General features: G+C 68.6%; 20 protein-coding genes and 2 pseudogenes. 7 read left to right on the top strand and 15 right to left on the bottom strand.

Translation table 11 applies throughout. From position 1 onward, the window contains the following. Positions 1 to 2: 2 nt before the first annotated feature. Together ACLJRM_RS14345 and ACLJRM_RS14340 are read right to left on the bottom strand one after the other, a co-directional pair. Complete coding sequence (locus ACLJRM_RS14345; protein ID WP_410663211.1) at positions 3 to 2,663, bottom strand: LuxR C-terminal-related transcriptional regulator; 2,661 nt, start codon at positions 2,661 to 2,663, stop codon at positions 3 to 5. Further along, on the bottom strand, positions 2,648 to 2,866 hold the full coding sequence (locus ACLJRM_RS14340; RefSeq protein WP_410663210.1) for a hypothetical protein: 219 nt from the start codon (positions 2,864 to 2,866) through the stop codon (positions 2,648 to 2,650). The genes ACLJRM_RS14345 and ACLJRM_RS14340 overlap by 16 nt, the downstream gene beginning before the upstream one ends. Before the next feature lie 339 nt (positions 2,867 to 3,205). On the opposite strand from ACLJRM_RS14340, the pseudogene ACLJRM_RS14335 reads away from it, so the two are divergent. After that, positions 3,206 to 3,772: pseudogene (locus ACLJRM_RS14335) on the top strand (GAP family protein); the annotation flags it as partial. Here ACLJRM_RS14335 and ACLJRM_RS14330 read toward each other — a convergent pair. Genes ACLJRM_RS14330 through ACLJRM_RS14320 form a run of 3 tightly spaced genes read right to left on the bottom strand, consistent with a single transcriptional unit; the run spans position 3,715 to position 5,863 of the window. After that, on the bottom strand, positions 3,715 to 4,890 hold the full coding sequence (locus ACLJRM_RS14330; RefSeq protein WP_410663209.1) for an AI-2E family transporter: 1,176 nt from the start codon (positions 4,888 to 4,890) through the stop codon (positions 3,715 to 3,717). The pseudogene ACLJRM_RS14335 and the gene ACLJRM_RS14330 sit on opposite strands and share 58 nt — an antisense overlap. Continuing rightward, positions 4,887 to 5,333 (bottom strand): hypothetical protein, encoded by a 447-nt coding sequence (locus tag ACLJRM_RS14325; protein WP_410663208.1) that lies wholly within the window; start codon positions 5,331 to 5,333, stop codon positions 4,887 to 4,889. Before ACLJRM_RS14325 ends, ACLJRM_RS14330 begins: the two co-directional genes overlap by 4 nt. Next, on the bottom strand, positions 5,330 to 5,863 hold the full coding sequence (locus ACLJRM_RS14320; protein WP_101606417.1) for a DUF1269 domain-containing protein: 534 nt from the start codon (positions 5,861 to 5,863) through the stop codon (positions 5,330 to 5,332). The genes ACLJRM_RS14325 and ACLJRM_RS14320 overlap by 4 nt, the downstream gene beginning before the upstream one ends. 185 nt (positions 5,864 to 6,048) lie before the next feature. Here ACLJRM_RS14320 and ACLJRM_RS14315 point away from each other — a divergent pair, with 185 nt between their 5' ends. Beyond that, positions 6,049 to 7,857, top strand: coding sequence for a glycoside hydrolase family 15 protein (locus ACLJRM_RS14315; protein WP_410663207.1), 1,809 nt, complete (start codon positions 6,049 to 6,051; stop codon positions 7,855 to 7,857). A 54-nt stretch (positions 7,858 to 7,911) separates the two neighbouring features. Here ACLJRM_RS14315 and ACLJRM_RS14310 read toward each other — a convergent pair whose 3' ends face one another. The 3 genes from ACLJRM_RS14310 to ACLJRM_RS14300 are packed head-to-tail and all read right to left on the bottom strand — an operon-like array spanning position 7,912 to position 9,802. After that, positions 7,912 to 8,343: a CBS domain-containing protein gene (locus ACLJRM_RS14310; RefSeq protein WP_101606415.1), complete on the bottom strand. Its 432-nt coding sequence runs from the start codon at positions 8,341 to 8,343 to the stop codon at positions 7,912 to 7,914. Between the two features lie 47 nt (positions 8,344 to 8,390). Further along, on the bottom strand, positions 8,391 to 8,873 hold the full coding sequence (locus ACLJRM_RS14305; protein WP_410663206.1) for a hypothetical protein: 483 nt from the start codon (positions 8,871 to 8,873) through the stop codon (positions 8,391 to 8,393). Beyond that, entirely contained in the window at positions 8,870 to 9,802 is a 933-nt protein-coding gene (locus tag ACLJRM_RS14300) for a neutral zinc metallopeptidase (protein ID WP_101606413.1), read from the bottom strand. The genes ACLJRM_RS14305 and ACLJRM_RS14300 overlap by 4 nt, the downstream gene beginning before the upstream one ends. Positions 9,803 to 9,919: 117 nt before the next feature. Here ACLJRM_RS14300 and ACLJRM_RS14295 point away from each other — a divergent pair, with 117 nt between their 5' ends. Further along, positions 9,920 to 11,926 carry a prolyl oligopeptidase family serine peptidase gene (locus tag ACLJRM_RS14295; RefSeq protein WP_101606412.1) on the top strand — a complete coding sequence of 669 codons (2,007 nt, stop codon included), beginning with the start codon at positions 9,920 to 9,922 and terminating at the stop codon, positions 11,924 to 11,926. A 78-nt stretch (positions 11,927 to 12,004) separates the two neighbouring features. Here ACLJRM_RS14295 and ACLJRM_RS14290 read toward each other — a convergent pair whose 3' ends face one another. Together ACLJRM_RS14290 and ACLJRM_RS14285 are read right to left on the bottom strand one after the other, a co-directional pair. Continuing rightward, the gene (locus tag ACLJRM_RS14290; protein WP_101606411.1) at positions 12,005 to 12,319 is read right to left on the bottom strand and encodes a DMT family transporter; all 315 of its coding nucleotides are present in this window, start codon (positions 12,317 to 12,319) and stop codon (positions 12,005 to 12,007) included. Then, entirely contained in the window at positions 12,319 to 12,975 is a 657-nt protein-coding gene (locus ACLJRM_RS14285) for an FMN-dependent NADH-azoreductase (protein WP_101606410.1), read from the bottom strand. Before ACLJRM_RS14285 ends, ACLJRM_RS14290 begins: the two co-directional genes overlap by 1 nt. Before the next feature lie 92 nt (positions 12,976 to 13,067). Between ACLJRM_RS14285 and ACLJRM_RS14280 the strand changes: the two genes are divergently transcribed. Further along, entirely contained in the window at positions 13,068 to 13,655 is a 588-nt protein-coding gene (locus ACLJRM_RS14280; RefSeq protein ID WP_101606409.1) for a TetR/AcrR family transcriptional regulator, read from the top strand. Here ACLJRM_RS14280 and ACLJRM_RS14275 read toward each other — a convergent pair whose 3' ends face one another. Continuing rightward, the gene (locus ACLJRM_RS14275; protein WP_101606408.1) at positions 13,656 to 14,054 is read right to left on the bottom strand and encodes an SRPBCC domain-containing protein; all 399 of its coding nucleotides are present in this window, start codon (positions 14,052 to 14,054) and stop codon (positions 13,656 to 13,658) included. It abuts the gene before it with no gap. A 55-nt stretch (positions 14,055 to 14,109) separates the two neighbouring features. Between ACLJRM_RS14275 and ACLJRM_RS14270 the strand changes: the two genes are divergently transcribed. The 3 genes from ACLJRM_RS14270 to ACLJRM_RS14260 are packed head-to-tail and all read left to right on the top strand — an operon-like array spanning position 14,110 to position 16,164. Beyond that, positions 14,110 to 14,709 (top strand): CGNR zinc finger domain-containing protein, encoded by a 600-nt coding sequence (locus ACLJRM_RS14270; protein ID WP_101606407.1) that lies wholly within the window; start codon positions 14,110 to 14,112, stop codon positions 14,707 to 14,709. A gap of 18 nt (positions 14,710 to 14,727) precedes the next feature. Continuing rightward, positions 14,728 to 15,768: a DUF2293 domain-containing protein gene (locus ACLJRM_RS14265; RefSeq protein WP_410663205.1), complete on the top strand. Its 1,041-nt coding sequence runs from the start codon at positions 14,728 to 14,730 to the stop codon at positions 15,766 to 15,768. A 39-nt stretch (positions 15,769 to 15,807) separates the two neighbouring features. Then, positions 15,808 to 16,164, top strand: coding sequence for a DoxX family protein (locus ACLJRM_RS14260; RefSeq protein WP_101606405.1), 357 nt, complete (start codon positions 15,808 to 15,810; stop codon positions 16,162 to 16,164). Here the strand turns inward: ACLJRM_RS14260 and ACLJRM_RS14255 are convergent. The 4 genes and pseudogenes from ACLJRM_RS14255 to ACLJRM_RS14240 all read right to left on the bottom strand — a co-directional run bounded on the left by ACLJRM_RS14255 (position 16,152) and on the right by ACLJRM_RS14240 (position 23,392). Further along, positions 16,152 to 16,817: a hypothetical protein gene (locus tag ACLJRM_RS14255; RefSeq protein WP_410663204.1), complete on the bottom strand. Its 666-nt coding sequence runs from the start codon at positions 16,815 to 16,817 to the stop codon at positions 16,152 to 16,154. The two genes, ACLJRM_RS14260 and ACLJRM_RS14255, sit on opposite strands and share 13 nt — an antisense overlap. A gap of 80 nt (positions 16,818 to 16,897) precedes the next feature. Continuing rightward, positions 16,898 to 22,006, bottom strand: a pseudogene (locus tag ACLJRM_RS14250) (LAGLIDADG family homing endonuclease); the annotation flags it as partial. A 102-nt stretch (positions 22,007 to 22,108) separates the two neighbouring features. Beyond that, entirely contained in the window at positions 22,109 to 22,597 is a 489-nt protein-coding gene (gene nrdR / locus ACLJRM_RS14245; RefSeq protein ID WP_026467942.1) for a transcriptional regulator NrdR, read from the bottom strand. A gap of 300 nt (positions 22,598 to 22,897) precedes the next feature. Then, positions 22,898 to 23,392: a LysM peptidoglycan-binding domain-containing protein gene (locus ACLJRM_RS14240; RefSeq protein ID WP_410663203.1), complete on the bottom strand. Its 495-nt coding sequence runs from the start codon at positions 23,390 to 23,392 to the stop codon at positions 22,898 to 22,900. Positions 23,393 to 23,620 lie beyond the last annotated feature (228 nt).

Genomic DNA, 23,620 nt, shown 5'->3' with positions numbered 1-23,620 from the left:
ACCTACAACAGGCCACGCCGTCGTGCGGCGACGACGGCGTCCCGGCGGTGGTTGACGCCGAGCTTCCGGTAGATGCCGCGAAGGTGGGTCTTGACCGTGTTCACCGACACGAAGAGCGAATCGGCGATCTGCTCGGTGGTGCGCATCGACGGCAGCTCGGTGAGGAGTTCGAGCTCGCGAGAGGTGAGCGGATCGACCGGGCCCCCGGGGTGGGCGGGCAAGGACTGCAGAACGGTGCTCGCGAACTCTTCCGTGCGCCCGAACCTCCCGGCCCCGCTCACCAGGAGTTCCCGGACGTGCCTGCCCGCGTCGTGGAACGGCCGCAGCGCCTGCTGGGGTGCCGCGAGGTCGAGCGCGCGGCCGACGGCGTTGTGCGCCTGGTTCTGTTCACCGGCCTGATCGGCGAGGACCGCTTCGAGGAGCCAGCTCTCGATCAGGGTGTGCGCCACCAGCGGTCTGGTCTGCCGCTCGATGACCGGCTGCAGTCGGCGGCGCGCGGCACCGGTCCTGCCGCGATGCAGATGCACGAGGGTGCTCAGCAGCGCGTGCTCCGCGTAGGGCGCGAGCAGGTGCCGATGCCGTTCGGTCACGTCCATCGCCCAGGTGGGTTCCCCGACGCGCAGGGCGAGTCGCTGCTCGATCGGAGCCGTGCAGGCGACGAGCCAGGGTGCGACCGGTTCGGCCGCGAGCCGTTTCCGGTGCCCCCGCAGTGTTTCGACGACGGCGTGCGGATCGGCCGCGAGACCGAATTCGACGGCGGCGCTGAGGGTCACCGTCAGCATCTCCACCCCCGGGTCCACGACCGCGGGCGAGAGCCTGGTCGCCAGCGCGGAAAACCGGCGGGCGCTCTCCTGGTCCAGCCGCTGGTAGGCCGCCATCCCGAGCACGGCGTACAGGAACGCGGTCCGCGAAGTCTCGGTCCAGCCGCGGGACCGGGCCAGTTCGAGGGCGGCGCTGGTGTGCACGGCCAGCCCGGCGAGGTCGCCCTGGACCCGGGCGATCCCCGCGAGGTGGATCTCGCAATGCAGCCGGACGGCGTCACGCCGCTCCAGCGTGGCCGTCCGCAGCGCGCGTTCCAGGTCACCGGTGGCGCCCGGGAGGTCGCCCAGCCACAAGGACGCGGTCCCCTGGGTGGCCAGCGCCAGCAGGTCGAGGTCGACGTCGCCGGTGTCACCCGCGCTCGTGGCCCGGAGTTCCGCGAGCGCCTTGTCCAGGTGCCCGCCGTACCTCGCCCGGTAGAGGACGGCCACGGCGTTCAGCGCGCGCAGCCGCCCGGAACGCAGCGACTGGGCGGGATTGTCGCCCCTGCCGAGGTACCGGTCCGCCGCGACGAGGTCGTGGACGTCGAGCGCGGCGACGGCGGCGATGAGCGCCACCTGCGGCCGGGCCAGGATGTGCTCCGGCATCGCGCCGAGCAGCATGTGCAACCGGGCCCCGTGTCCGTCGAGGACGGTCCGCAGCCCGAACCGCTGGATGTACCGCGTGATCAGCTCGTCGTCCTGCGCGGCGATACCGTGCTCCAACGCCGCGAGCACGTCGCCGGAGTCGGTGAACCATTCGGCCGCCGACCGGTGGAGCCTGCGGTGGGCCCTGGGGTGACGCCGGTTCAGCTCCGCGCGCAGGTAGCCGCGCAGCAGCGGGTGGCAACGGTAACGAGGGCCGTGCCGGGTGACCAGCGCGTTGGTGCGGGTGAGCGTGTACAGGATCTGCCCGGAGTTCTCCTGCCCGGTCAGGCGGGTGGCCAGTTCGTCGCTGATGTCGGGGCACACCGACGTGCTCAGCAGGAACTCGCGGACGTGCGCGGGCTGCGGGCCGACGATCTCCCCGCCCAGGTATTCGGCCAGCAGCCGGTCTTCACCGGTGAAGGCCCGGATCGCCGCACCGGTGTCCGGCGTGGCGGCCAGCGCGAGGGTGAGGAACCGCAGCCCCGCCGCCCAGCCCTCCGTGCGGGTGGAGATCTCGTCCAGATCCGCCTGTGTCAGCGCGAGGTTCTGCCCGGCGAGCAGCTTCCCGGTCTCCTCCTCGGTGAAGTTCAGCTGGTGCGCGGTGATCTCCCGTAACCTCCCTTCGAGCCGGATCCGGGGCAGGATCAGCGGGGGCGGGAACCGGGTCGCGATGACGACCCGCACTCCCGGCGGCAGATAGCGCAACAGCAGGTTCACGTTCCTCACCGCGTCCGGTGCGGACAATTCGTGTGCGTTGTCCAGCACCAAAATCACCGGGCACGGAAGCCGGGCGCACGCGTCGATGAACGCGCCGACACACTCGTGCGCGGAAGCGTCCCTAGGGAGCATCGTCTCCGGGATCGAGCCGTCCCCGGCGCTCCGGTACAACGCGCGGAGGATCGACGACCACAGGGTGTACACCTTGTTGTCGTTGGTGTCCAAGGAGATCCAGGCCCGATGTTCACCGGTCGCGTGCTGCCGCGCCCGCCGCCGGAACCAGCTGCCGAGCAGCACGGTCTTGCCGGACCCCGCCGGCGCGTTGAGCAGCGTGACGCTGGGGACTTCGCCGGAGGTGGCCTGATCGAGGGCGTCGAGGAGACGGTCCCGTTCGAGAACGTCGGAAGCGGGCGGCGGCGGGGCGAGTTTCGGCGACGGCACCACGACGGGTTCCCCGCCGTGGGTCGAGGTGCCTTCGACGCGGGTCACCGGCCGGCGCATGACATCGCCGCGCTGGAAAGGACATGCCAGACGAACGCGAACACGCGGGAAGTCCCGCCGATGGCGAAGGCGAGACCGGAAAGGACGACATCCGCCTTTCCCGATCCCCCGCTTTCCCCCGGTTGCGCCGAAAGGACCAGCACGAAAGTCAGTGCGGTAAGGACGAGTTTGGCTCTGGACCGACGACGCGGCTCAGTGCTCACCGATTGTCTCCCTTCGATTCCCCAGACGAGTGAGGGAACCGATCTTGCTCACCCCGCGCGGCGGTCACCTCCTCCCTGGCGGGTGAGTCGGGGTGACACTCGTAGCGAAGAGTGTTTGAAACAAAGGATTTCTCGCCGTGGGTGACGAAACCCGGCACGCGTTTTCACCCGCCACGAAGGAAGAAGTCGGTGTCGCGGCGGCGCATTCTGGAAATCGCGGATCACGAAGTCCCGGGCTCTGGCGGTAGACCGCCGCGCGAGCGTTGCCCGTCGCCGTCGGGACACCGGTGGCGGGCAACGCGATTCGCTGTCGAACAGCCTCGGACGGGAGTCTCGGAAATGACGGACGGCTCACTCACAGTGCTCCCGCTCGCGATCACCATGATGGCCGGACCGCAGTTCGTGTCCGCGCTGATCTTGATCACGACGAAACGCGCTGTCCCGACCTCGCTCGCGTTCGTGGCGGGGGTCGCCACCGCCGCGACGGCGGGGACCGCGCTCACCACCTGGCTGGCGGGGCTTCTCCCGCCCGATCCCCTCGTCTCCGATTCGGACGGTTCCCTCTACGCGATCGTCCAATTCGGGCTGGTGGCGCTCCTGCTGGGCATCGCGATCCGGAACTGGGCGCACCGTAAAACCGCGGAACCGCCGAAATGGCTGGGATCGCTCATGTCGGCGGGTCCGCGCCGAGGATTCCGTACCGGATTCCTGCTCATCGCGTTCTTTCCGTCGGACATCGTCGTGATGTGCGCCGTCGGTCTCGACCTCGGCCGCGGCGGGGCGGGTTTCGGCGCGGCGGTCCCGTTCCTCTCGGCCACCACGCTGATCGCCGCCCTGCCGCTCCTGGCCTACCTCCTCTTCCGGCGGCGCGCGGCGCGGGTCATGCCCGCCGTCCGCGACTGGACGAACGACCACGGCTGGTTGCTGAACATCGTGGCGTGCCTCTTCTTCGTCGTGCTCATCCTGTCCTGACCGCGCTCCGGTCCCCGCCGGGACGAACCGACCAGCGCCGTGACCCAGCTGCGGCCGGGGTCGTCGACGAGGACGGCCAGCACGAGCAAGGTCGCCGGTACCGAAAGCAGCGTCCCGAGCGGTCCGAGCACCCAGGCCCAGAACACCAGCGCGACGAACGTCGCCGTGGCCGACAGCCCGACGGCGTTGCCGACGTACCTCGGCTGGATCAGCGATTGCAGCACGAAGTTGAGCACGACGTAGACCGCCACCACCGCCAGCATCACCGGCAGGCCGCCGTCGAGGAGCGCGAGCGTGGCGGGCGGAGCGAGGCCGAGCAGGAAGCCGATCGTCGGGATGTAGTTGGTGACGAAGGAAAGCAGCCCCCACAGCAGCGCGAGCGGGACGCCCAGCACCACCAGCGCGAGGACGTCCAGCGCGGCGACCACGAGGCCGAAGACCGTGGTCACCACCAAGTACACCCGGACGCGGCGGCCGAAGTCGCGCAGCGCCTCCGCCGTCCGCGCCCGCTCACCCGCGATCCCGGCGATGCGGCCGTCGATGTCCGCCGTTTCCGCGCTGAGGAACAGCAACAGCCCCAGCAGGAAGACCAGGCTCGTGGTGACACCGGTCAGATCGGCGAGCAGGGCGCCGGCGTAGGAGACGAGCTTGCCGGGATCGAGTGACGTGACGAGGTCACGCAACTGGGCGGGCCCGGCACCGAATTTCGCCAGTACACCGGCGATTTCGGCGTACAGGGCGGTGATCCGGTCGGCGTAGCGCGGCAGGAGCGCCGCGAGTTGCGCCACCGACACGATCATCGCGACACAGAAGGAGATGAGGATCCCGTAGACGAACACCACGAGCGCCGCCGTCGCCACCCAGCGGGGGAAACCGAGGCGCCGCAGCCTGCCGTGCGCGGGACTGAGCGTGATCACGATGACCAGCGCCAGCAAGGTCGGCGCCGCCAGCCAGGCGACCGCTTTGACCCCCGCGACACCGACCACGATCGCCGCCGCCCCGAGCAGGACGGCGAGCGCTCGTGGTGTTCGAGAGGTGGGCTGTCCCGTCACCACAACCCACGATCCGGTAGTTCGTCACCGTGGACGAGGACCGCCCAGATGACCGTCACGCACAGGACGATCACGATCATCGACCACACCGGATGCGCCGAGAGGAACACCAGGTGGGTCACCGCGTTCCCGGCCGCGAAGAGCACCGCGACCACCCGCGCCCAGATGGCGCCCGTGAGGAGGAAGCCGCCGGAGACCGCCACCAGCGCGCCGCCCACCACATGGGCCCACGCCCATCCGGTCACGTCCAGGACGAGGGCGTATTCCGGGCCCGAGATGTAGTAGCCGCCCTGGAACAGGGCCACGATCCCGGCGATGACGTCGAAGACGCCGAGGATGAGCATGACCACGCTGGCGAAGACGATCCATCCCGCCCAGGCAGGACGGTGCTCTCCCTGCCGGGAGTCGGCGAGATCGGCTTCGGCACCCCACTGCGCGCTCATTTCCGCCCCGTTCCCGGAGCCTCGGCGGTCTGCTGTTCCAGTTCCATCGAGAAGCTCTCGCGCAAGGCCTGCTCCTGTTCGGCGCTCAGATTCGTGAAGATCAGCTCCGGCGCGTTTTCGCCGGTGAAGGCGTCCCGCACCTTGTCGACGACCGCGCCCGAACTGAGCAGGAACAAGGCCGACGTGCCTTCGGTGACCTCTCCCCTGACCCGCTTGATCAGGTCGTCGTCGATGCCGTAGTCCGACGTCAACCCGCCGAAAGCGCCCGCCGCGGCGCCGAGGGCCGCACCGAGCAGCGGCACGAGGAAGATCAGGCCGAAGAGCAGTCCCCAGAACGCGCCGCTCAGCGCGCCACGGCCCGCCAGGTTGCGCAACTGGCGGAGTTTCGGCTTGGACGCTCCCGCCGGCCACGACACCGTCGCGGCGTCGTGTACCGAGATGAGCTGGTTCTTCGCCAAGCCCTTCACCGTCTCCGCCGCGCCGTCCGCGCCGTCTGCCGAGCGGAACAACCAGATGGTCAACGTGTCCACGGCTCACCGTCCCTTCTGAAATGGGTGATCTGACGGTGGCCATCGCACAGCGGCGGCGGGGGTGCGCACATCACCTCGGACGGATGAGCGTCAGTGCGGCCGGGAACTCATCCGGCCGGGGTGACGCCCGCTCCCCGCCGTCGGGTCAGGCTGGTCGAAAAACCCCTTCCGGCAAGGAGTTTCGCGTGCCCCACCATCAAGCACCGATCGCCGACCACGGGCTGATCGGCGACCTGCAGACCGCCGCGCTGGTGAGCACCGGCGGCGCGATCGACTGGTTCTGCTGTCCCCGCTTCGATTCCCCGAGCGTGTTCGGCGCGCTCCTGGATCCCGGCGGCGGGCACTGCCGGATCCGGCCCGTCGGCGAGCCGTACACGTCGCGCCAGTTCTATTTCCCCGGCACCGCCGTCCTGATCACGCGGTTCATGACCAGGCTGGGCACCGGCGAGGTCATCGACTTCATGCGCCCGGCGACCGGGCCACACGCCGCCCAGGGCCACCGGCTGGTCCGGATGATCCGCTGCGTGCGCGGGCGCGTCGAGTTCGCCGTGGACGTCGTCCCGCGCTTCGACTACGCGCGGCGGCCGCACACCACCACCGTCACCGCGGACGGCGTTCTCTTCGACAGCGGGCAGTTCGCCCTGACCCTGCACGCGGTCCGGGAACCGGGGGATCCGCGGCTGGCCCACGCCCACGTCATCGAAGGCGGCGTCTACGGCTCGGTCACCCTGGAGACCGGGCAGGTCCGCGGTTTCGTGCTCGAATCGGACGGCGGGGAACCCCGCGCGACCCGGGTCTCCGAGATCGAGAAAGCCTTCGAAGACACCGTCGGCTTCTGGCGCGACTGGCTGAACCAGTCGACGTATCGAGGACGCTGGCGCGAGATGGTCGACCGGTCCGCGATCACCCTCAAGCTGCTGACCTACGCCCCGACCGGCGCGATGGTCGCCGCGCCGACCACGAGCCTGCCGGAGCAGATCGGCGGCGAACGGAACTGGGACTACCGCTACACCTGGGTGCGGGACGCGTCGCTGGCGGTCTCTTCCTTGCTGGCCTTGGGTTTCACCGACGAAGCGGTCGCTTTCGCCGGCTGGCTCCGGGAACGCCACCTGCGCGGCGACGGCAGGCTGAAGATCATGTATCGCGTCGACGGCTCACCGGATCTCCTGGAGGAATCGCTCGCGCACTGGACCGGGTACCGGGGCTCGGTGCCGGTCCGGATCGGCAACTCCGCGGCCGGTCAGCTCCAGCTCGACGTCTACGGCGAACTGCTCGACACCGTGTACCAGGCCGATCGGCGGGGCGCCGAGATCGGGCACGACGGCTGGAAAGCGCTGGCTGGCCTGCTCGATTGGCTGGCGGCGAACTGGGATCAGCCGGAAGAGGGAATCTGGGAGACACGGGAGGGCAAGGCCGACTTCACCTACGGCAGGCTCATGAGCTGGGTCGCCTTCGATCGCGGCATCCGCCTCGCGACGGCGCACGGCCAGCCCTGCGCGCTCGACTCCTGGCGCGGCGAACGGGATCGCGTGTACGACCAGATCTGGGAACACGGCTGGAATCCGCTCAAGCAGGCCTTCGTCCAGCGCTACGGTTCCAGCTCCCTGGACGCGTCGCTCCTTCGCATGGCCGACGTCGGTTTCGTCACCCCGCACGACCCGAGCTGGCTGGCGACCTTGGCCGGCATCGAGAAGGACCTGGTCACCGACAGCCTCGTCTACCGCTACGACCCGAGTGCCTCCCCCGACGGCCTGCGCGGCGACGAGGGGACGTTCTCGCTGTGCACGTTCGGCTATGTCACCGCCCTCGCCCGTGCCGGGTATCCGGAGAAGGCGCGGCTGGTGTTCGAGAAGATGCTGACCTACGCCAACCACGTCGGCCTGTACGCCGAGGAGATCGGCCCGACGGGGGAGCAGCTCGGCAACTTCCCGCAGGCGTTCACCCACCTCGGGCTCATCGACGCCGCGCTCACCCTCGACCGCGCCATCGGTTAGCCGGGTACGCGAAAGGGCCGTTCCCGGACGGCTGCCCGGGAACGGCCCTCCGGCTCAGCCTTGCGAGATGTACGCCTCGAGCTGTTCCTGGCTCTTCTCCAGCTGTTCCATCCGCGTCTTCACGACGTCACCGATGCTCACGATCCCCGCGAGCTTGCCGTCCACCAGGACCGGGACGTGCCGGATCCGGCGTTCGGTCATCAGGACCGACAGCTGATCCACCGAGTCCTCGGGGGTACAGCTGGCGACCAGCTTCGTCATGATCGCGGCCACCGATCCGTCGAGCAGCTGGGGTCCGCGCTCGTTGAGCCGGCGCACCACGTCCCGTTCGGAGACGATCCCGACGATCCCGCCGTCGTCATCGACGACCACGAGCGCCCCGACGTTGTGCTCCGCGAGTCTCTCGAGCAGTTCGGTGACGTTCGTCCCCGGCGAGACGGTCGCGACGGCCGCCCCCTTGTTCCGCAACAGATCGGAAATCCGCATACGCGCTCCTCCCGGATGGGTGACCTGAGTCACTCCAGGTTATGGCCTCACCGCCGTGCGCGAAAGTCCGGAGAGTCCGGTTCGATGCCGAGCCTGGTCGCGAGCGCGTCGTACGCCTCGATGATCCCGGTGCCGTAGGCGTCGTCGCCGAGCGCGCCGAGGGTCCCCCGCCCGAGCTCCCACTGGGCCTTCGCGGCCCCGTGATCACCCAGTTTGCGGTAATCCTCGGCGAGGTTGAGGTGCAGCGACGGGTAGAACCCGCGGACGGCCAGGGTCGCGTGATACTCCTTGGCGCGTTCGTCGGTCAGGGAATCGGCCGCCGCGAGCGCGCGGAGATCCCAAGCGAGTTCGTCGGCCGGATCGTCGCAGACGTCGGCCATGTAGTGCGCGAGCGCGCACCGGTGCAGCGGATCGCCGTCCTCGCCGATCCGCTCCCACAGCGCCGCGAACTTCTCGCGGGCACCGGCCCGGTCACCGGAGATGTGCAGCTGGAGGCCGATGTTGATCTCGGCCATCACGTCGTCGGTCACGCGACCTCCGAAGCGGGCGCCGCCCAGGTGTTGCACGACGCCGTCGTCTTCCCGGAGAACCCGGCCTTCGCCCACTTCAGCTGGTTGCGCCGGGTGCCGTGGGTGTCGCTGTCGTCGGTGTTGCCGTAGTCGTCGAGCGCGGCTTTGGCCAGCGAGGTGCTGATGGACCCGCGGCCGGCGGCCGCCGCGACGGCGAGCGCGCCGAAGCAGTTCGCCTGCAGCTCGATGCGGCGGACCAGTTCCTTGTCGGCCGGGGAGTCCTCCTCCGGCGAGGACATCTTCTCCGCGGCCGCCGACAGGATCCCGCTGGAGCGCTGGACGTGGTGCCCGTACTCGTGGGCCATCGTCGCGAGATGACGGGACCGTTCGAGGCCCGCGTCGCTCAGCATCCACTCGGTCGGCGCGTAGATCGTGGTGTCACCGCCGCAGTAGTAGGCGACGGCCTCGGTCTCGCTGGGCACCTTCCCGCACGCGCTGGTCTCGGGCAGCGTCACCTGCACGGTCGCCGTCAGCGTGGGCTCGTTCGCCTGGTCCAACGCCGGTTTCCAGGCTTCGGCGAGACAGGAGGCGAAGGTCTTGTAGTACGTCTCCAGCTTCACGGGGTCGCGGCTGATCGCCGGCAGGCGGCAGGTGACCGCGCCGAGCGCGATCCCTTCGGCCAGCAGCGGGTTCGTTTCCAGTTCCCGTACTTCCTTGGGCGCGGGTTTCGCGGTCCCGGCGGGCGCCTTGGCCCCTTCCGAGGTGAACGCGCCGGACGCCGGAAGGGCCTGGCCGTCGATCTTCCGCGGTCCGCCCGCCATCGCCATCCCGGCGGCGGTCAAGGCGGCCACGACGAGCAAGCCGATCACGGCCGTACCCGTGTTACGGGGGTTTTCGGGGCGAGGCGGCGACGGCACGGGCCGTCCGGATACCTCGTCGATGCCGGTCATGGTCTCCCTCGGGCGTGCGAGTCTCCAGCATACGGAGGAGAAGCAGGTCAGCGAAGACACGCGCCGGAAACGGACACCTGGTGGCGCCGGGACGGAGGCCCCGGCGAGACTGTCAGCATGAGTGACGAGGACCCGTACCTGTGGTTGGAAGACGTGACCGGCGAAGACGCGCTGGACTGGGTGCGAGCCCGCAACGCCGAGGCCCTGGCGGAACTGTCCACCGGCGAGCGGTTCGCCGGGATCCGTGACGAGGTCCGCGAGGTCCTCGACGCCGACGACCGGATCCCGTACATCCGGCGCCGCGGCGAGTACCTGTACAACTTCTGGCAGGACTCGGCCAACCCCCGCGGCCTGTGGCGCCGCACCACCCTCGAGCAGTACCGGCTCGACACGCCGGAGTGGGAGCTCCTGCTCGACGTCGACGCGCTGGCCGAGGCCGACGGCGAGAACTGGGTGTGGCAGGGCGCGGCCGTCCTCCGGCCGGGCTACCAGCGCGCGCTGGTCGAACTGTCGCGCGGCGGCGCCGACGCGACCGTGGTCCGCGAGTTCGATCTCGACGAGCGCCGCTTCGTCGAGGACGGCTTCTCCGTGCCCGAGGCCAAGACCCGGATCGGCTGGATCGACCGCGACCGCGTCTACGTCGGCACCGATTTCGGTCCGGGGTCGCTGACCAGTTCGGGCTACCCGCGGCTGGCGAAGGAATGGCGGCGCGGCACCCCGCTCGAAGAGGCGACGGTGATCTTCGAGGGCAAACCGGACGACGTCTCCGTGTCCGCCCACCACGACCCGACCGAGGGATACGAGCGTGATTTCGCCTACCGGTCGATCGACTTCTACCGCACGGAGCGGTACGTCCGGACGCCCGGCGGGCTCGAACGGATCGAGGTCCCCGAAGACGCGCAGACGTCCTCGCACCGCGAATGGCTGCTGATCCGGCTCCGCTCCGACTGGACCGTCGACGGCACCACCTATCCGTCCGGCACCCTGCTCGCCTCCGGCTTCGACGCCTTCATGGCGGGCGAGCGCACCTTCACGACGCTCTTCACCCCCGACGCCCACACGTCGCTGGAGTACTGGGCCTGGACGCACAACCACCTGCTGCTCTCGACGCTGTCCGACGTCCGGACCGAACTGCGCGTGCTCACGCCGTCGGACGGCTGGAGCTCCCAGCCCCTCGCCGGCGCCCCGGAGCTGGGCACCGCGCAGATCACCGGCACCGATCCCGACGTCAGTGACGAGTACCTGCTCGACTCCAGCGGCTACACCCAGCCGTCGACGCTGAGCTACGGGCACGTCGGTGGCGACGTCGAAGCCCTCAAGCGCGCTCCCGCGTTCTTCGACAGCGAAGGCATGACGGTCTCGCAGTACTTCGCGACGTCCGAGGACGGGACGAAGATCCCCTACTTCGTCGTCCGTCCCTCGGGCGTGGAAGGCGGCCCGACGCTGCTGACCGGGTACGGCGGCTTCGAGGTCTCGCTGACCCCCGGCTACAGCGGCGTGATCGGCCGCGGCTGGCTCTCGCGCGGCGGCACCTACGTCGTCGCGAACATCCGCGGTGGCGGCGAGTACGGGCCGGACTGGCACACCTCGGTGACCAAGGCCAAGCGATACAAGGTCTACGAGGACTTCTCGGCCGTCGCCGCCGACCTCGTCGAGCGTGGCATCAGCGAACCGTCCCGGCTCGGGATCCAGGGCGGCAGCAACGGCGGGCTGCTGATGGGCGTCATGCTCACGCGCTACCCGCACCTGTTCGGCGCGATCGTGTGCCAGGTGCCGCTGCTGGACATGAAGCGGTACCACAAGCTCCTCGCGGGCGCGTCGTGGATGGCCGAGTACGGCGACCCCGACGACCCGGCGGAATGGGACTTCATCGGGAAGTACTCGCCGTACCAGAACGTCCACAGTGGACGCGAGTATCCGCCGATCCTGTTCGTCACCTCCACGAGGGACGACCGGGTGCATCCCGCCCACGCGCGCAAGATGGTCGCGCGGATGCTGGAGCAGGGGCACGACGTGCGCTACCACGAGAACATCGAGGGCGGGCACGGCGCGGCGGCCGACAACGAGCAGCTGGCGTTCAAATGGGCGCTGATGCTCGAATTCCTGTGGGAGAAGCTCGCCTGACGTGTCAGGAAAGGGGTTTCAAGGACACGCTTTGAATCAGCGCTGTTCGTCCTGAAAGCCCCTTTCCTGACACCCGGTTCACTCCGTCACCTTCGCCAGCACCACCCCTCCGACGATCAGCGCCATCGCCGCGAACCGCCCGAAACTGAGCGGGTCCTTGTGGATCACGATGCCGAAGACGATCGCGCCCACCGCGCCGATCCCGGTGAACACGGCGTACGCGGTCCCCACCGGAAGCGAGTCCATCGCCTTCGAAAGCAGGTAGACCGCCGAGACGCCGAGCGCAAAACACAGCACCGTCGGCCAGAGGCGGGTGAAGTTCTCCGTGGGTTTGATGCTTTGCGACCAGGCGACCTCGACGACTCCGGCCAGCAGCAGGACTCCCCAGCCCATCAGGCCGCCGTTCCGGTCGAGGCGAGCGTTTCGGCCGCCCGCAGCGCCGCTTCCCGTGACGCGGCCCGGTCGGGATCGCGCGGGCCGAGTCGCGGGTCGACGAGCGCGTTCGTGAGCTCGGCGTGCAGGAACGTGACGTCGTGGACGTCGTAGTGCCCGGCGAAGAAGTCCCGCAGGTAGCGCTCGTGATGGTCGACAGGCTCACGCGGCGTTCCCGGCAGGTAGGTGCCGCCACGGGCACCCGCGACCACGAAAGCCTTGCCCGCCAAGGACATCTTCGGGAACGTCACCTGGTCGATCCACAGCTTGAGCGTCGCGGGGATCGAGAAGTTGTACATCGGCGCCCCGATCAGCACGACGTCGGCGGCGAGCAGTTCGGCCAGCAGCGGCTCGATCACGGCCCAGGCCTCGCGCTGCTCCGGCGTCTTCACCACCGAGGCGTAGCCCTCCGGATCGGTGATGCCCGCCATCAGGAGGGCGTCGCAGATCTCGGTCCAGGCCTGGCCGATCGGCGGGACCGGCCGGGCGGCGAGGTCGCGGTAGGTGTAGCCCGCGCCGGGGCGCGCGGCCCGCCAGACGTCGGCGAAGCGAGCGCTCAGCTCGCGGGAGAACGACGTGCTGCGGGCACTGGAGTCGAGGTGGAGAAGGTGGCTCATCGGGCCTCCCGGACCAGGAAGTGGACACGGCGTCCACTTGCTTCGCCCGGTACAAGTGGACGTCACGTCCGGATATTCCCTACGCTGCGGACATGCCGACAGAAGATCTCCTCGCGAACGGCCCGGGCCGGGAACGCTCGGACGCCGCCCGTAACCGCGCGAAGATCCTGAAGGCCGCCGAAGAGCTCTTCGCCGCACGTCCGGCCGCGGACGTCACCATGGAGGACATCGCCCAAGCCGCCGGGGTCGGCCGCGCCACGCTGTACCGCCGCTACCCGGACCGCTCCGCGATCGCCGTCGCCCTGCTGGACGAACACGAGCGGGAACTGCAGGAACGGCTGCTCACCGGCCCTCCCCCACTGGGCCCCGGCGCGTCACCCGCCGAGCGGCTGGCCGCGTTCTACGCGGCGATGACCGGGCTTCTCACCCGGCACGCGCATCTCGTGCTCGGCACCGAGGTCGGGCATTCGCGGTTCACCACCGGCCCGTACCGGCTGTGGCGCACCCACGTCCGCTTCCTCGCCGAGCAGGCGGGTGCCCAGGATCCGGACGCGCTCGCCGACATCCTGCTGGCGCCGCTCGCCCCGGAGGTGTTCCTCTACCAGACCGGCGAACTCGGCCTGAGCCCCGAACGGATCACCGCCGCCCTGAGCGAACAGGCACGGCGAGCACTGTCCTGATCAGCCACCGAGGCCGTCGACGACCACCTTCATCACGGTCTGCCAGTGATCACGTTGCACGGCACGCTCTTCCGCCCCGGCGAGCCGCTCCTGATGGAAGACCACGACGGTCTTGTCCGGCCCGGCGTTCCGGAGCGCCACCTGGACCGTGCTCTCGTGGTCCCAGCCCTTCGGCCACCAGGTGAGACGGATCTTCTCGCGTTCGCGGTAGCCGCGGACCTCGCCGACGGTGCCCTCGGCCGTCTCGTACGGCGCACCCTTCACCGGGTCGAGCCGCACGTCGCCCAGCCAAGCCGTCAGACCCGGCCCCGAGAGGTACTCCCAAACGTGGTCCAGCGGATACGGCACCGTCTTGGACACGCCGATCTCCCAGCCCGCGTCCTTGGTCTTCCCGATCATGATGCCTCCACTGTAACCGTCTTACCCAGTTTCTGAAACCGACTATAGTGGTTACATGACTCCGGGAACAAGACTGCTCGTCAACGCCCAGGGCGAGCGGTACCGGTTCGATCCGGGCAGTCTCAGCCTCGAACTCATGCTGACCGGCGGCCCCGGCCCGTACGAGCGCTACGAGATCGCGCACACGCCCTCCGACCTCGCCGAGTGGTTCACCGGCTCCCGGCTGGCGCTGACCGCGCCCTTGACCGATGTCCAGATCCGGCCGTCCGAACTCGCCGCGCTCAAGGAACTCCGGGACGCGCTCTACCGTGTCGCACCCGCCCTCGCCCATGGCGAAGCACCGTCGGACGCCGACCTCACCCTGCTGAACGACGCGACCGGAGCGACCCCGCGGCCGGTGATCGACCCCGAAACGCGGCGACTCGCCTGGGCGCCACCCGTCACCGGGAAACAGCTGCTCGGCGCCGTCGCCAGCGACGCCATCGGTCTCGTCGCGGGCGACCGGTCCGGCCGCGTCCGCGAATGCTCGGCGGACGACTGCTACCTGCTCTTCTTCGACACCTCCCGCTCGGGCAACCGCCGCTGGTGCTCGATGGAGCGCTGCGGCAACCGCGCCAAGATCCGGGCCTACCGGGCGCGCACCGAAACCGCGTGATCGCTAGGATTTCCGGCGATGCAGGGTGAGGCGAAACTGGAGCAGCGCGTCGTGGTGACGGCGGAGAAGCTGTTGTCCACACGGAAATCGGTGACCGCGCTCGACGTCCTGACCGGGATCGGGTGGCTGCCGGACAACGTTCTCAAGGCCTGGCAGCAGGGCAGGACTCCCGAGCTGGCCACGGCACTGCCGGTGAGCACGGAGAAGCTGAGCTTCGCTCTCGGCGCGCTTCAGCGATGGGCGACGGCGAAGAACCTCGAAAGTTCGGCGATCGAGCACGTCGGGGCGACTCGCGACCGAGCCCCTCTCAAGGCGGCCTCGGGCGACCTCGAACCCTTGTTCCGGACGCAGTGGATCATGCCGGGACTGTCGGCGGCCAAGCGGGCGCAAGTCGAGGCCCGGCAACGGAAGGCGCCGGATCTCATGGTCTCCGTGGCACTGAAGGACTGGACGTGCGCCGACTGTGGCGGCACCGGCGACCTGCAGTTCCTGGAGAACGAAAAACCACACTGCCTCGACTGCGCCGACCTCGGCCACCTGGTGTTCCTGCCCGCGGGCGACACCGCCCTGACCCGCCGGGCGAAGAAGGCGAGCCGGCTTTCCGCCGTCGTCACCCGCTTCAACCGGTCACGGAAACGCCATGACCGGCAAGGAATCCTGGTCGAGGACTCGGCGTTGCGCGACGCCGAGGAGCAGTGCTTCGCCGACGAGGACGTCCGTGAGCGGCGCCGCGGGCGTGATCGTGAACGGCGCGACCGGGAAGACGTCGAGTTCACCGCCCGGTTCTTCGCCGCGATCACCGAGATGTTCCCCGGCTGCCCGCCGGAGCGAGCACGCGCCATCGCCGAACACGCCGGCCTCCGCGGCAGCGGCCGGGTCGGCCGGTCGGCCGCCGGTCGGGAACTGGCCGAACGAGCGGTGTTCCTCGCCGTCGTCGCCTCGATCCGGCACCTGGACACCGACTACGACGACCTCCTCATGGCCGGGGTGGAACGGCAGGCCGCCCGCGACCGCATCCACTCGACCATCGAAACCGTGCTCGACCGCTGGCGATCCTGACCGCTGTCACCTTTCGGGCGCGCGACTCGTCCAAGGGGCATGTACTCCGCTTACCTGACCCTGGCCATCGTGACGATCGTGATCAACGCCGGAATCGCCGCCGCCGACTTCGCGCGGGTCCCGTTCGTCCTCAAGAACTCCGCCGAAGTCGACGTTCCCCCGTCCTGGATCCCGCCGCTGGCCTCACTGAAGGCCGCGGGCGCGGCCGGACTGCTGCTCGGCCTGCTCGGGGTGCCGTACCTCGGGACCGCGGCGGCGGCCGGGCTGGTGCTGTTCTACGTCGGCGCCGTCATCACCCACGTGCGCGCCCGCGTGCTGTACAACATCGCCTTCCCCGCCGGTTTCCTCGCGCTGGCGGTGGCGACCTTCGTCCTCGACCTCGCTCAAGCCAGGTAAGGACCGAAGTGCTCGGCGACGACGTCCGCGACCGCTTCGGCGTCGCGCGAGCCGTCGACCTCCAGCACCCGGATGCCGAGAGCCTTCGCGGCGCGGACCGCGTCCTCGGCCACCAGACGATCTCGCGCGATCCGGTTGCGCTGCGCCCGTTCGGGATCGCTGACGTGGTGCGCGATCGCGGCGGCTCGGGGCAGCACGCGGAGCTGGTGTTCTCGGAAGTCGCCGGTGGGCACCATGACGATCATCCGCCGCGTCGAATCCAGGAGAGGCGCGACGAGTTCCGGGCGCAGTCCCCAGCCCTCGGCGAGGATCGGACGTCCTGAGACCAGCGCGCGCAGATCGTCCAGCGCCCACTCGAACCGCACCGGGAACCCGGCGAGCGTGTCGGACGCCATCCGTTCGGGAGTGGTGTCGACCCACACGGTGTCCGGGTCAGGATCCGCGGCGGGCTCCCCGTTCCGGACGCGGTGCACGACGCGGCGATCCTGGTGGGCGCGCGCGTCGTGTAGGTCGTAGTGGTAGACGGTGATTCCGTGGCGGCGCGCCAGCAGCCGGGAGACGGTGGACTTTCCCGCCCACTGGCCGCCGCAGATCCACAGCGCCTGCCCAAGGGTGCCGAAGGGATCCACGACCGGACTGTTCTTCTTCGTCACGTACTCGCCTCCGATGTCATGAAAGGGGCTTTCAGGACACTATTCGTCCTGAAAGCCCCTTTCATGACACTCGCGGAAGATCAGCTGCAGCCGGAGGTCGCTCCGCACCCTTCACAGGCGTAGCACGAACCGGCGGGCCGCATCTTGGTGCCGCAGGTCATGCAGAGCGGCGCGTCGGAAGCGGTGCCGAGGTTCAGTTCCACCAGTTCCGCCGTCGAATGCGCGACCCGCTTGGCGGGGTCCGCCGACGACGAGTCCACAGTGGACCGAAGGGCGTCGATGTCGACGTTCTCCGGTTCGGCGGCGGGAGTGGCGCCGTAGGTCGCCTCGACCTGCGCGGAACGCTCGTCGGCGGTGAAGATGCCGAGCTGCGCACGCTTCTCGTACGGCAGGTAGTCCAGCGCAAGCCTGCGGAACAGGTAGTCCATGACACTGGTGGCGATTCGGATGTCCGGGTCGTCGGTCATGCCGGCGGGCTCGAAGCGCAGGTTGGAGAACTTAGAAACGTAGAACTCCAGCGGGATCCCGTGCTGCAGGCCGACGGAGATCGACATCGAGAACGCGTCCATCACGCCCGACAGGGTCGAGCCCTGCTTGCCGAGCTTCACGAAGATCTCGCCGAGCCCGTCGTCCGGGTAGGAGCCGGCGTGCAGGTAGCCCTCGGCGCCGCCGACGGTGAACGACACCGTCTGGCTCGGACGCTTCTTCGGCAGGCGCTTGCGGACCGGCCGGTACTCGACGACCTTTTCGGCCTCGGGCTCGGCCTTCTCCTTCTTGCCTGACGACAGCGGCTGGCCGACCTTGCAGTTGTCGCGGTAGATCGCGAGCGCCTTGAGTCCGTACTTCCAGCCCTGGAAGTAGATCTCCTCGACCTCTTCGACGGTCGCCGACTCGGGCATGTTGACCGTCTTGGAGATCGCACCGGACAGGAACGGCTGCACCGCGGCCATCATCCGGACATGGCCCATCGGCGCGATGGACCGCTCCCCCACCGCGCAGTCGAACACCTCGTAGTGCTCGGGGCGCAGGCCGGGGGCGTCGACGACGTGCCCGTGCTCGGCGATGTACTCGACGATCGCTTCGACCTGTTCGGCCTGGTAGCCGAGTGCGGTCAGCGCGCGCGGGATGGTCTGGTTGACGATCTGCATCGAACCGCCGCCGACCAGCTTCTTGAACTTGACCAGCGAGAAGTCCGGCTCGATGCCGGTCGTGTCGCAGTCCATCATGAAGCCGATGGTGTTGTGACTGACGAAGCCGTTGGCGACATAGGTGACGTTGTCCGGCACCGACAGGTCGTAAGTGGGCTGGACGCCACCGTCCTCATTGGACTCAACGGGTTCGAAGAGGTACTCGAGCGCCCGGCCGAGCCGGGGCCGCGGAAGGTGCACTCGATCGCCTTTGGCCGATCCGTTCGGCTCCAGGCATACCAACGACCGCGCCTTGCGTTCGCTGATGAAACCGACGATCTCGTCGAAGATCATCGCGTGGTCGACGTTGCGCAGCCGGATCTGCAGAATCGTCCCGCCGAACCCGCTGGTCGTCCGGCGGGTCGTGGTCACCATGCCCAGGGCCAGCAGCAGGCTCCGCAGGTCTTCGCCGAAAAGCTCCGAGGAAGTGGAGACGCTCGGAACTCCTTCGAGCACGGTCCCGTCCGCCTCGAAGACCCCGCGCAGGAACGCGGCGTACACCTCGGGATCGTTGGTCTCCCGGATGCTCGCGGGGACCCGCGGAGTCCATCCTTTGCCGGCGTGGTCGGGACCGGGGAGGTCCTTCGCGAATCCCGCCGCCTGCCACCAGCGGGCCAGCCGGACGGACTGAAGGGTGACCTCCTGGTAGCCCTGACACTGCCGGACCGCGGGTTCCAGACCGAACAGATCCTTAGTGAGAATTCGCAAGCGGTCGACGACATCCAGATCGGTGTCGGCCACGCAGAGCCGAACGCCCTTCGCGTGCAGGCTGCCGTCGCCTTCGAAGTACCCCACCAGTTCCGCGAGATCGGCGGTGACCTCGTCCGGCACCCGGATGTCACGGTCACCCGCGTAGTACGCCTGGTCGAGCACCGGCAGCGGAACCCGGCGGGGATCGCCGACCAGACCGCCCAGTTGCAGGGGTACCAGGTCGCCGGACCGGATGTCGGCGAGTCGTTTCCAGACCCAGGATCCGGTCTCCGGCTCCACTACCTTGACCCGGTGGGCGAGCGTGCCCTGGATCCGATATCCGCCCTTGGTCTCGATCCGGCGAGTGGGCTCCTCGCCATTGACGAAGAATTTCGTGGCCTGGCGCGGGCCTTCGTCGGTCGCGACGGTGAACTCGACGTCCTGCCAGTGGTCCCCGTACAGATCACCGAGTTCGGAGAGCCGGGCCAGTCCGCGGTCGGTGGTGACCAGGGTGTCCGCGGTCAGGCATCCGGTGGGCGCCAGCACACTCGCCTGCGCGTTGCGCCATCCGCTGATCTCGCCCAGTTCGATGCCGCGCTTCCATTCCTGGGTCGCGAGCGCGCGGACCGCGGCGTCGTTGGCGTGATAGGTCCGCACCAGTTCGCTGGCCGCGGCGTGTTTGCGCATGACCCGCTGGTGCGCTTCGGCGTTTCGCGCGTAACCCTCGTACGGCCCGACGACCGCGGCGAGTTCGGCGGAACGCCGGTACGAGACGCCGGTCATCAAAGACGTGATCGCGGCGGCGAGCGCGCGGCCGCCGTCGGAGTCGTAGGCGTGCCCGAGCGCCATCAGCAGCGCGCCGAGGTTCGCGTACCCGATGCCCAGCTGCCGGAACTTGCGCGTGGTGTCGCCGATCGCCTCGGTCGGGAAGTCGGCGAAGCAGATCGAGATGTCCATCGCGGTGATGACCAGCTCGACGGCCTTCGCGAACTGCGGCGCGTCGAAACCACCGTCGGCGGTGGCGAACTTGAGCAGGTTCAGCGAGGCGAGGTTGCAGCTGGAGTTGTCCAGGTGCATGTATTCGGAGCAGTTGGCGACCACAGTCCCGCCGACGATGTACGAATGATTGCGGGGCTCGGTCAGATTGAACGTAGTCTCGAAACCTCGAGAAACCCGGGAAACCAGCCGAACCGTCTCGTCGACGGAGTAATGGCCGTGGCCGGCCGTGACATCAGCCAGTTTGGCGGACTTCTCGCTGTGTTCGAATCCGATCAGCTCGGCGAATCCGGCCATATGCCTGCCCGTGATCCGGAGGTCGAAGCTCTCGCCGTCGCTACCGTAGACGCGTTCGTCGCCGTTCTTGGTGACATACCGGAACGACGTCGCCTTCGTACCCGTGCGATAGATACGCCCCCGGATACCGAGGCTGGCCAGCAGCTCCTGGACACCGATCAAGAGTTCCTCTGAACGACTGGCAAGGCCGACGTATCGGGTGCCGTTCTGCTCCTGGTTCACCACACAACCGTCAGCGTCGAAAAGGCCGCGCAGGAACGCGCCCACGATGTCCTCAGGAGCGACGTAGATCGACTCCGGGACCACTTTGGCAGGAGAACGCCCTGTCGAAACCCCGAGCGCCTTGAGCATCAGGCCGAAACGACCCCGCCTAGCCCTGAGTTGCACCGTGCCATTGGACTGTCGGCTGGGCTTGCTTTCGAAGCCGGTGATCGAAGCCAGCAGGGCACGATGCCTCGGCATGAGGACATCTCGCTCCCATTCACTCCCATAGACCGTCGTCGCGCCCACATCTGTCAGACAACCGTCTCCGACCAACCAGCCTAGATAATGAGCCAGCCCAGTGTCCCACTTCTCCGGTACCGCACGAAGAGCCTTGCCACGCGCTTGATGCGCCACCTGCACCGCGAGCGGCGGCAATGCTGCGGAAGCGTACGGACTCGGAGCGTATTCGATCGATCGTACGACCCGGTCTTCCGCGGTGAGCCGGTCGGCGTGCACCCAGCCCTGGTTCGCGGTCCATACCCGATGGTTGGGTGTGCACCGCAATCGTGAGCCGTCGCTGAAACGAAGTTCGACGATCTCATTGGTGCCGGTGACCATGTACCTCGTCGGTTCTGTCGCAACGATCCTGGCCACCGGGTCGTCAGCATGGGTCACGTCGTTGGTGTAGACGGCGAACCGTTCACCAGCGGCTGCCTGGCACACGAGGTCGCCGATCCGCACTAGACCAGCGTCGGTGACCACCCGCTGGTCACCGGGGAAACACGGGTTGGACGCGGTGATCCGGCCCGATTCGGGGCAGGTGTGCCAGTCGTTGATCGTGCCGTCGTACTGCAGGCCCGGATCCGCGCACTCCCAGGCGGCCTGCGAGATGGTGCGGAACAGCTTCTTGGCGTCGACCCGGTCGATGACCTCGCCGGTCATCCTGGCCCGCAGGCCGAAGTCGCCCTGATTCTCGACGGCCTGCATGAACTCGTCGGAGACGCGGACCGAGTTGTTCGCGTTCTGGTACTGGACGGACGTGATGTCCGAGCCGGAGAGGTCCATGTCGAACCCGGCGTCGCGGAGGACCTTGATCTTCTCCTCTTCGCGCGCCTTGGTCTGCACGAACTCCTCGACGTCCGGGTGGTCGACGTCGAGGACGACCATCTTCGCCGCGCGCCGGGTGGCGCCACCGGACTTGATGGTGCCCGCGGAGGCGTCGGCGCCGCGCATGAAGGAGACCGGGCCGGACGCGGTGCCGCCGGAGGACAGCAGCTCACGTGAGGAACGGATGCGTGAAAGGTTCAGGCCGGCCCCGGAGCCGCCCTTGAAGATCAGGCCTTCCTCGCGGTACCAGTTGAGGATCGACTCCATGGTGTCGTCAACCGAAAGGATGAAACACGCCGAGACTTGTTGCTTCGACGTCGTGCCCACGTTGAACCACACCGGCGAGTTGAAGCTGAACACCTGGTGCAGCAGCATCCAGGTCAGCTCGTGCTCGAAGACCTCGGCGTCGGCGGGACTCGCGAAGTAGCCGTGTTCTCGCCCCGCGCCGACGTAGGAACGGACGACGCGATCGATCAGCTGCTTGAGGCTCTGCTCGCGCCGGGCCGAGCCGACGGCGCCGCGGAAGTACTTGCTGGTGACGATGTTCGTCGCGTTGACCGACCAGAAGTCGGGGAACTCGACACCGCGTTGCTCGAAGTTGACCGTGCCGTCGCGCCAGTTCGTCATCACGACGTCCCGAGACTCCCAGGTGACCTGGTCGTACGGGTGGACGCCCTCGGTGGTGAAGACACGCCGCACGGTGAGCCCACCGGCCTGCTTCTTCTTCCCACTCGTCCGCGCTGTGGCCGGGTTGCCTGATCCCACGGTCTCGGTCATGGGTCTTCCCTCACTCCCACGCGGGAGGCGGCATCAGCCGTCTTTCGCGTCTCGATCGCTCTCGTCCGGTGCGGCAGCCATGGCCTCACGAAGGTCCGAGATCTCCTTCTCGAAGTCCTCGACCGAGGAGAAGGAGCGGTAGACACTGGCGAACCGGAGATAGGCGACGCCGTCGAGTTCGCGCAGGGGGCCCAGGATCGCCAGGCCGACCTCGTGACTCGGGATCTCCGCCAGCCCCGCCGATCGGATCGACTCCTCGACCCGCTGAGCGAGCTGCTGCAGCGCGTCGTCGTCGACCGGCCTGCCCTGACAGGCGCGGCGCACCCCCCGGACCACCTTGTCCCGGCTGAACTGCTCGGTGACCCCGGAACGCTTGACGACGGCGAGCACCATCGTCTCCGAAGTGGTGAAGCGCCGGCCGCAAGCGGCGCACGAGCGCCTCCGCCGGATCGCTTGACCCTCATCCACCTCTCGGGAGTCGACGACCCGAGAGTCCGCATGCCGGCAGAACGGGCACCTCATCCGCCGATCACCTTCCCCTCCGCGCCGGCCGGTCCCGAGTGGACGCCCGCTCCCGTCGCCACGCAACGACGGAAAGATCGACATGTGGATCGATCTGTGGACATCCGGTGGGTGAACACCGGCCAGCTGTGGACAACTGGTGCCGAGTCTACCCCAAGCTATGGACCAACTACAGCCATGTAACTACTACATATAGCGGTGGAGACTAGATCGCAGGTCGGACGCACGCAAGCGCAACGGCAGGGTCGATCAGACACGAACGGGGAGGTCACCCACGGCGGGTGAGAGCGGTCCCCCGGGTCACTTCCCTCCCCCCTCGACCTCGGCCGCGACCGGGACCGTGAGCGGCAGTCCGGGCACGAGAACGGCGTCTTCCAGGGAGTTGAGCTCCTTGATCTTGGCGATGACCGCGCCGGTGTCGCTGCCTGGCGCGAATCGCGCCGCGAGATCCGACAGGGTCTCCCCCGTGGAAACGGACACCGTGGTGGTCCGTTCGGGTACCGCGGCGCCGGGAGCACCGGCCAAGAACAGACCCAATCCGGTGACGAGTCCGGCGATCAACAAGGCCATCGCGACGAGCGACGGCCATCGGAGCGGGAGCCTCCGGGGCGCCGGGCACGCCGGGGAGGCGGTGGCGACACCGGGACGGCGGCCCGCCACGACCCGTGCCCTGGTCGGCGGGCGCAGGGGTTCGGCGCGCTTGCCCCGCACCACCCGCACGGGCCGGGTCACCCCTGCCGGAACGGGCCCGGGGGAACTGGGTCGCACCAGTCCTCGGTCGGCCAGAATCGACATCGGAACCTCCTCGCAGTCCTGCTTCACTCAGGTCCAGCGCCGGGCGGACCCGGCGATCAAGGTCGAACAGGCGTTCTATCGAACGTCCGTGCGAATGTGTACCACCTTCCACCGACAAAAATCGAGCGACACGGCGTGTCCATCGAACAGATGTTTGAAATCGTCGTCCCGTCGGGCTAACGTCGTTGACCAGGGCGTCTGCTATGCGGACGCCGCCGGTGCCGTGGG

The organism is Amycolatopsis sp. lyj-84, assembly GCF_046549075.1.
In the GTDB taxonomy this organism is placed as follows: domain Bacteria; phylum Actinomycetota; class Actinomycetes; order Mycobacteriales; family Pseudonocardiaceae; genus Amycolatopsis.
The sequence above is the reverse complement of the archived record's forward strand: the minus strand, read 5'-3'. Positions and strand labels throughout refer to the sequence as shown.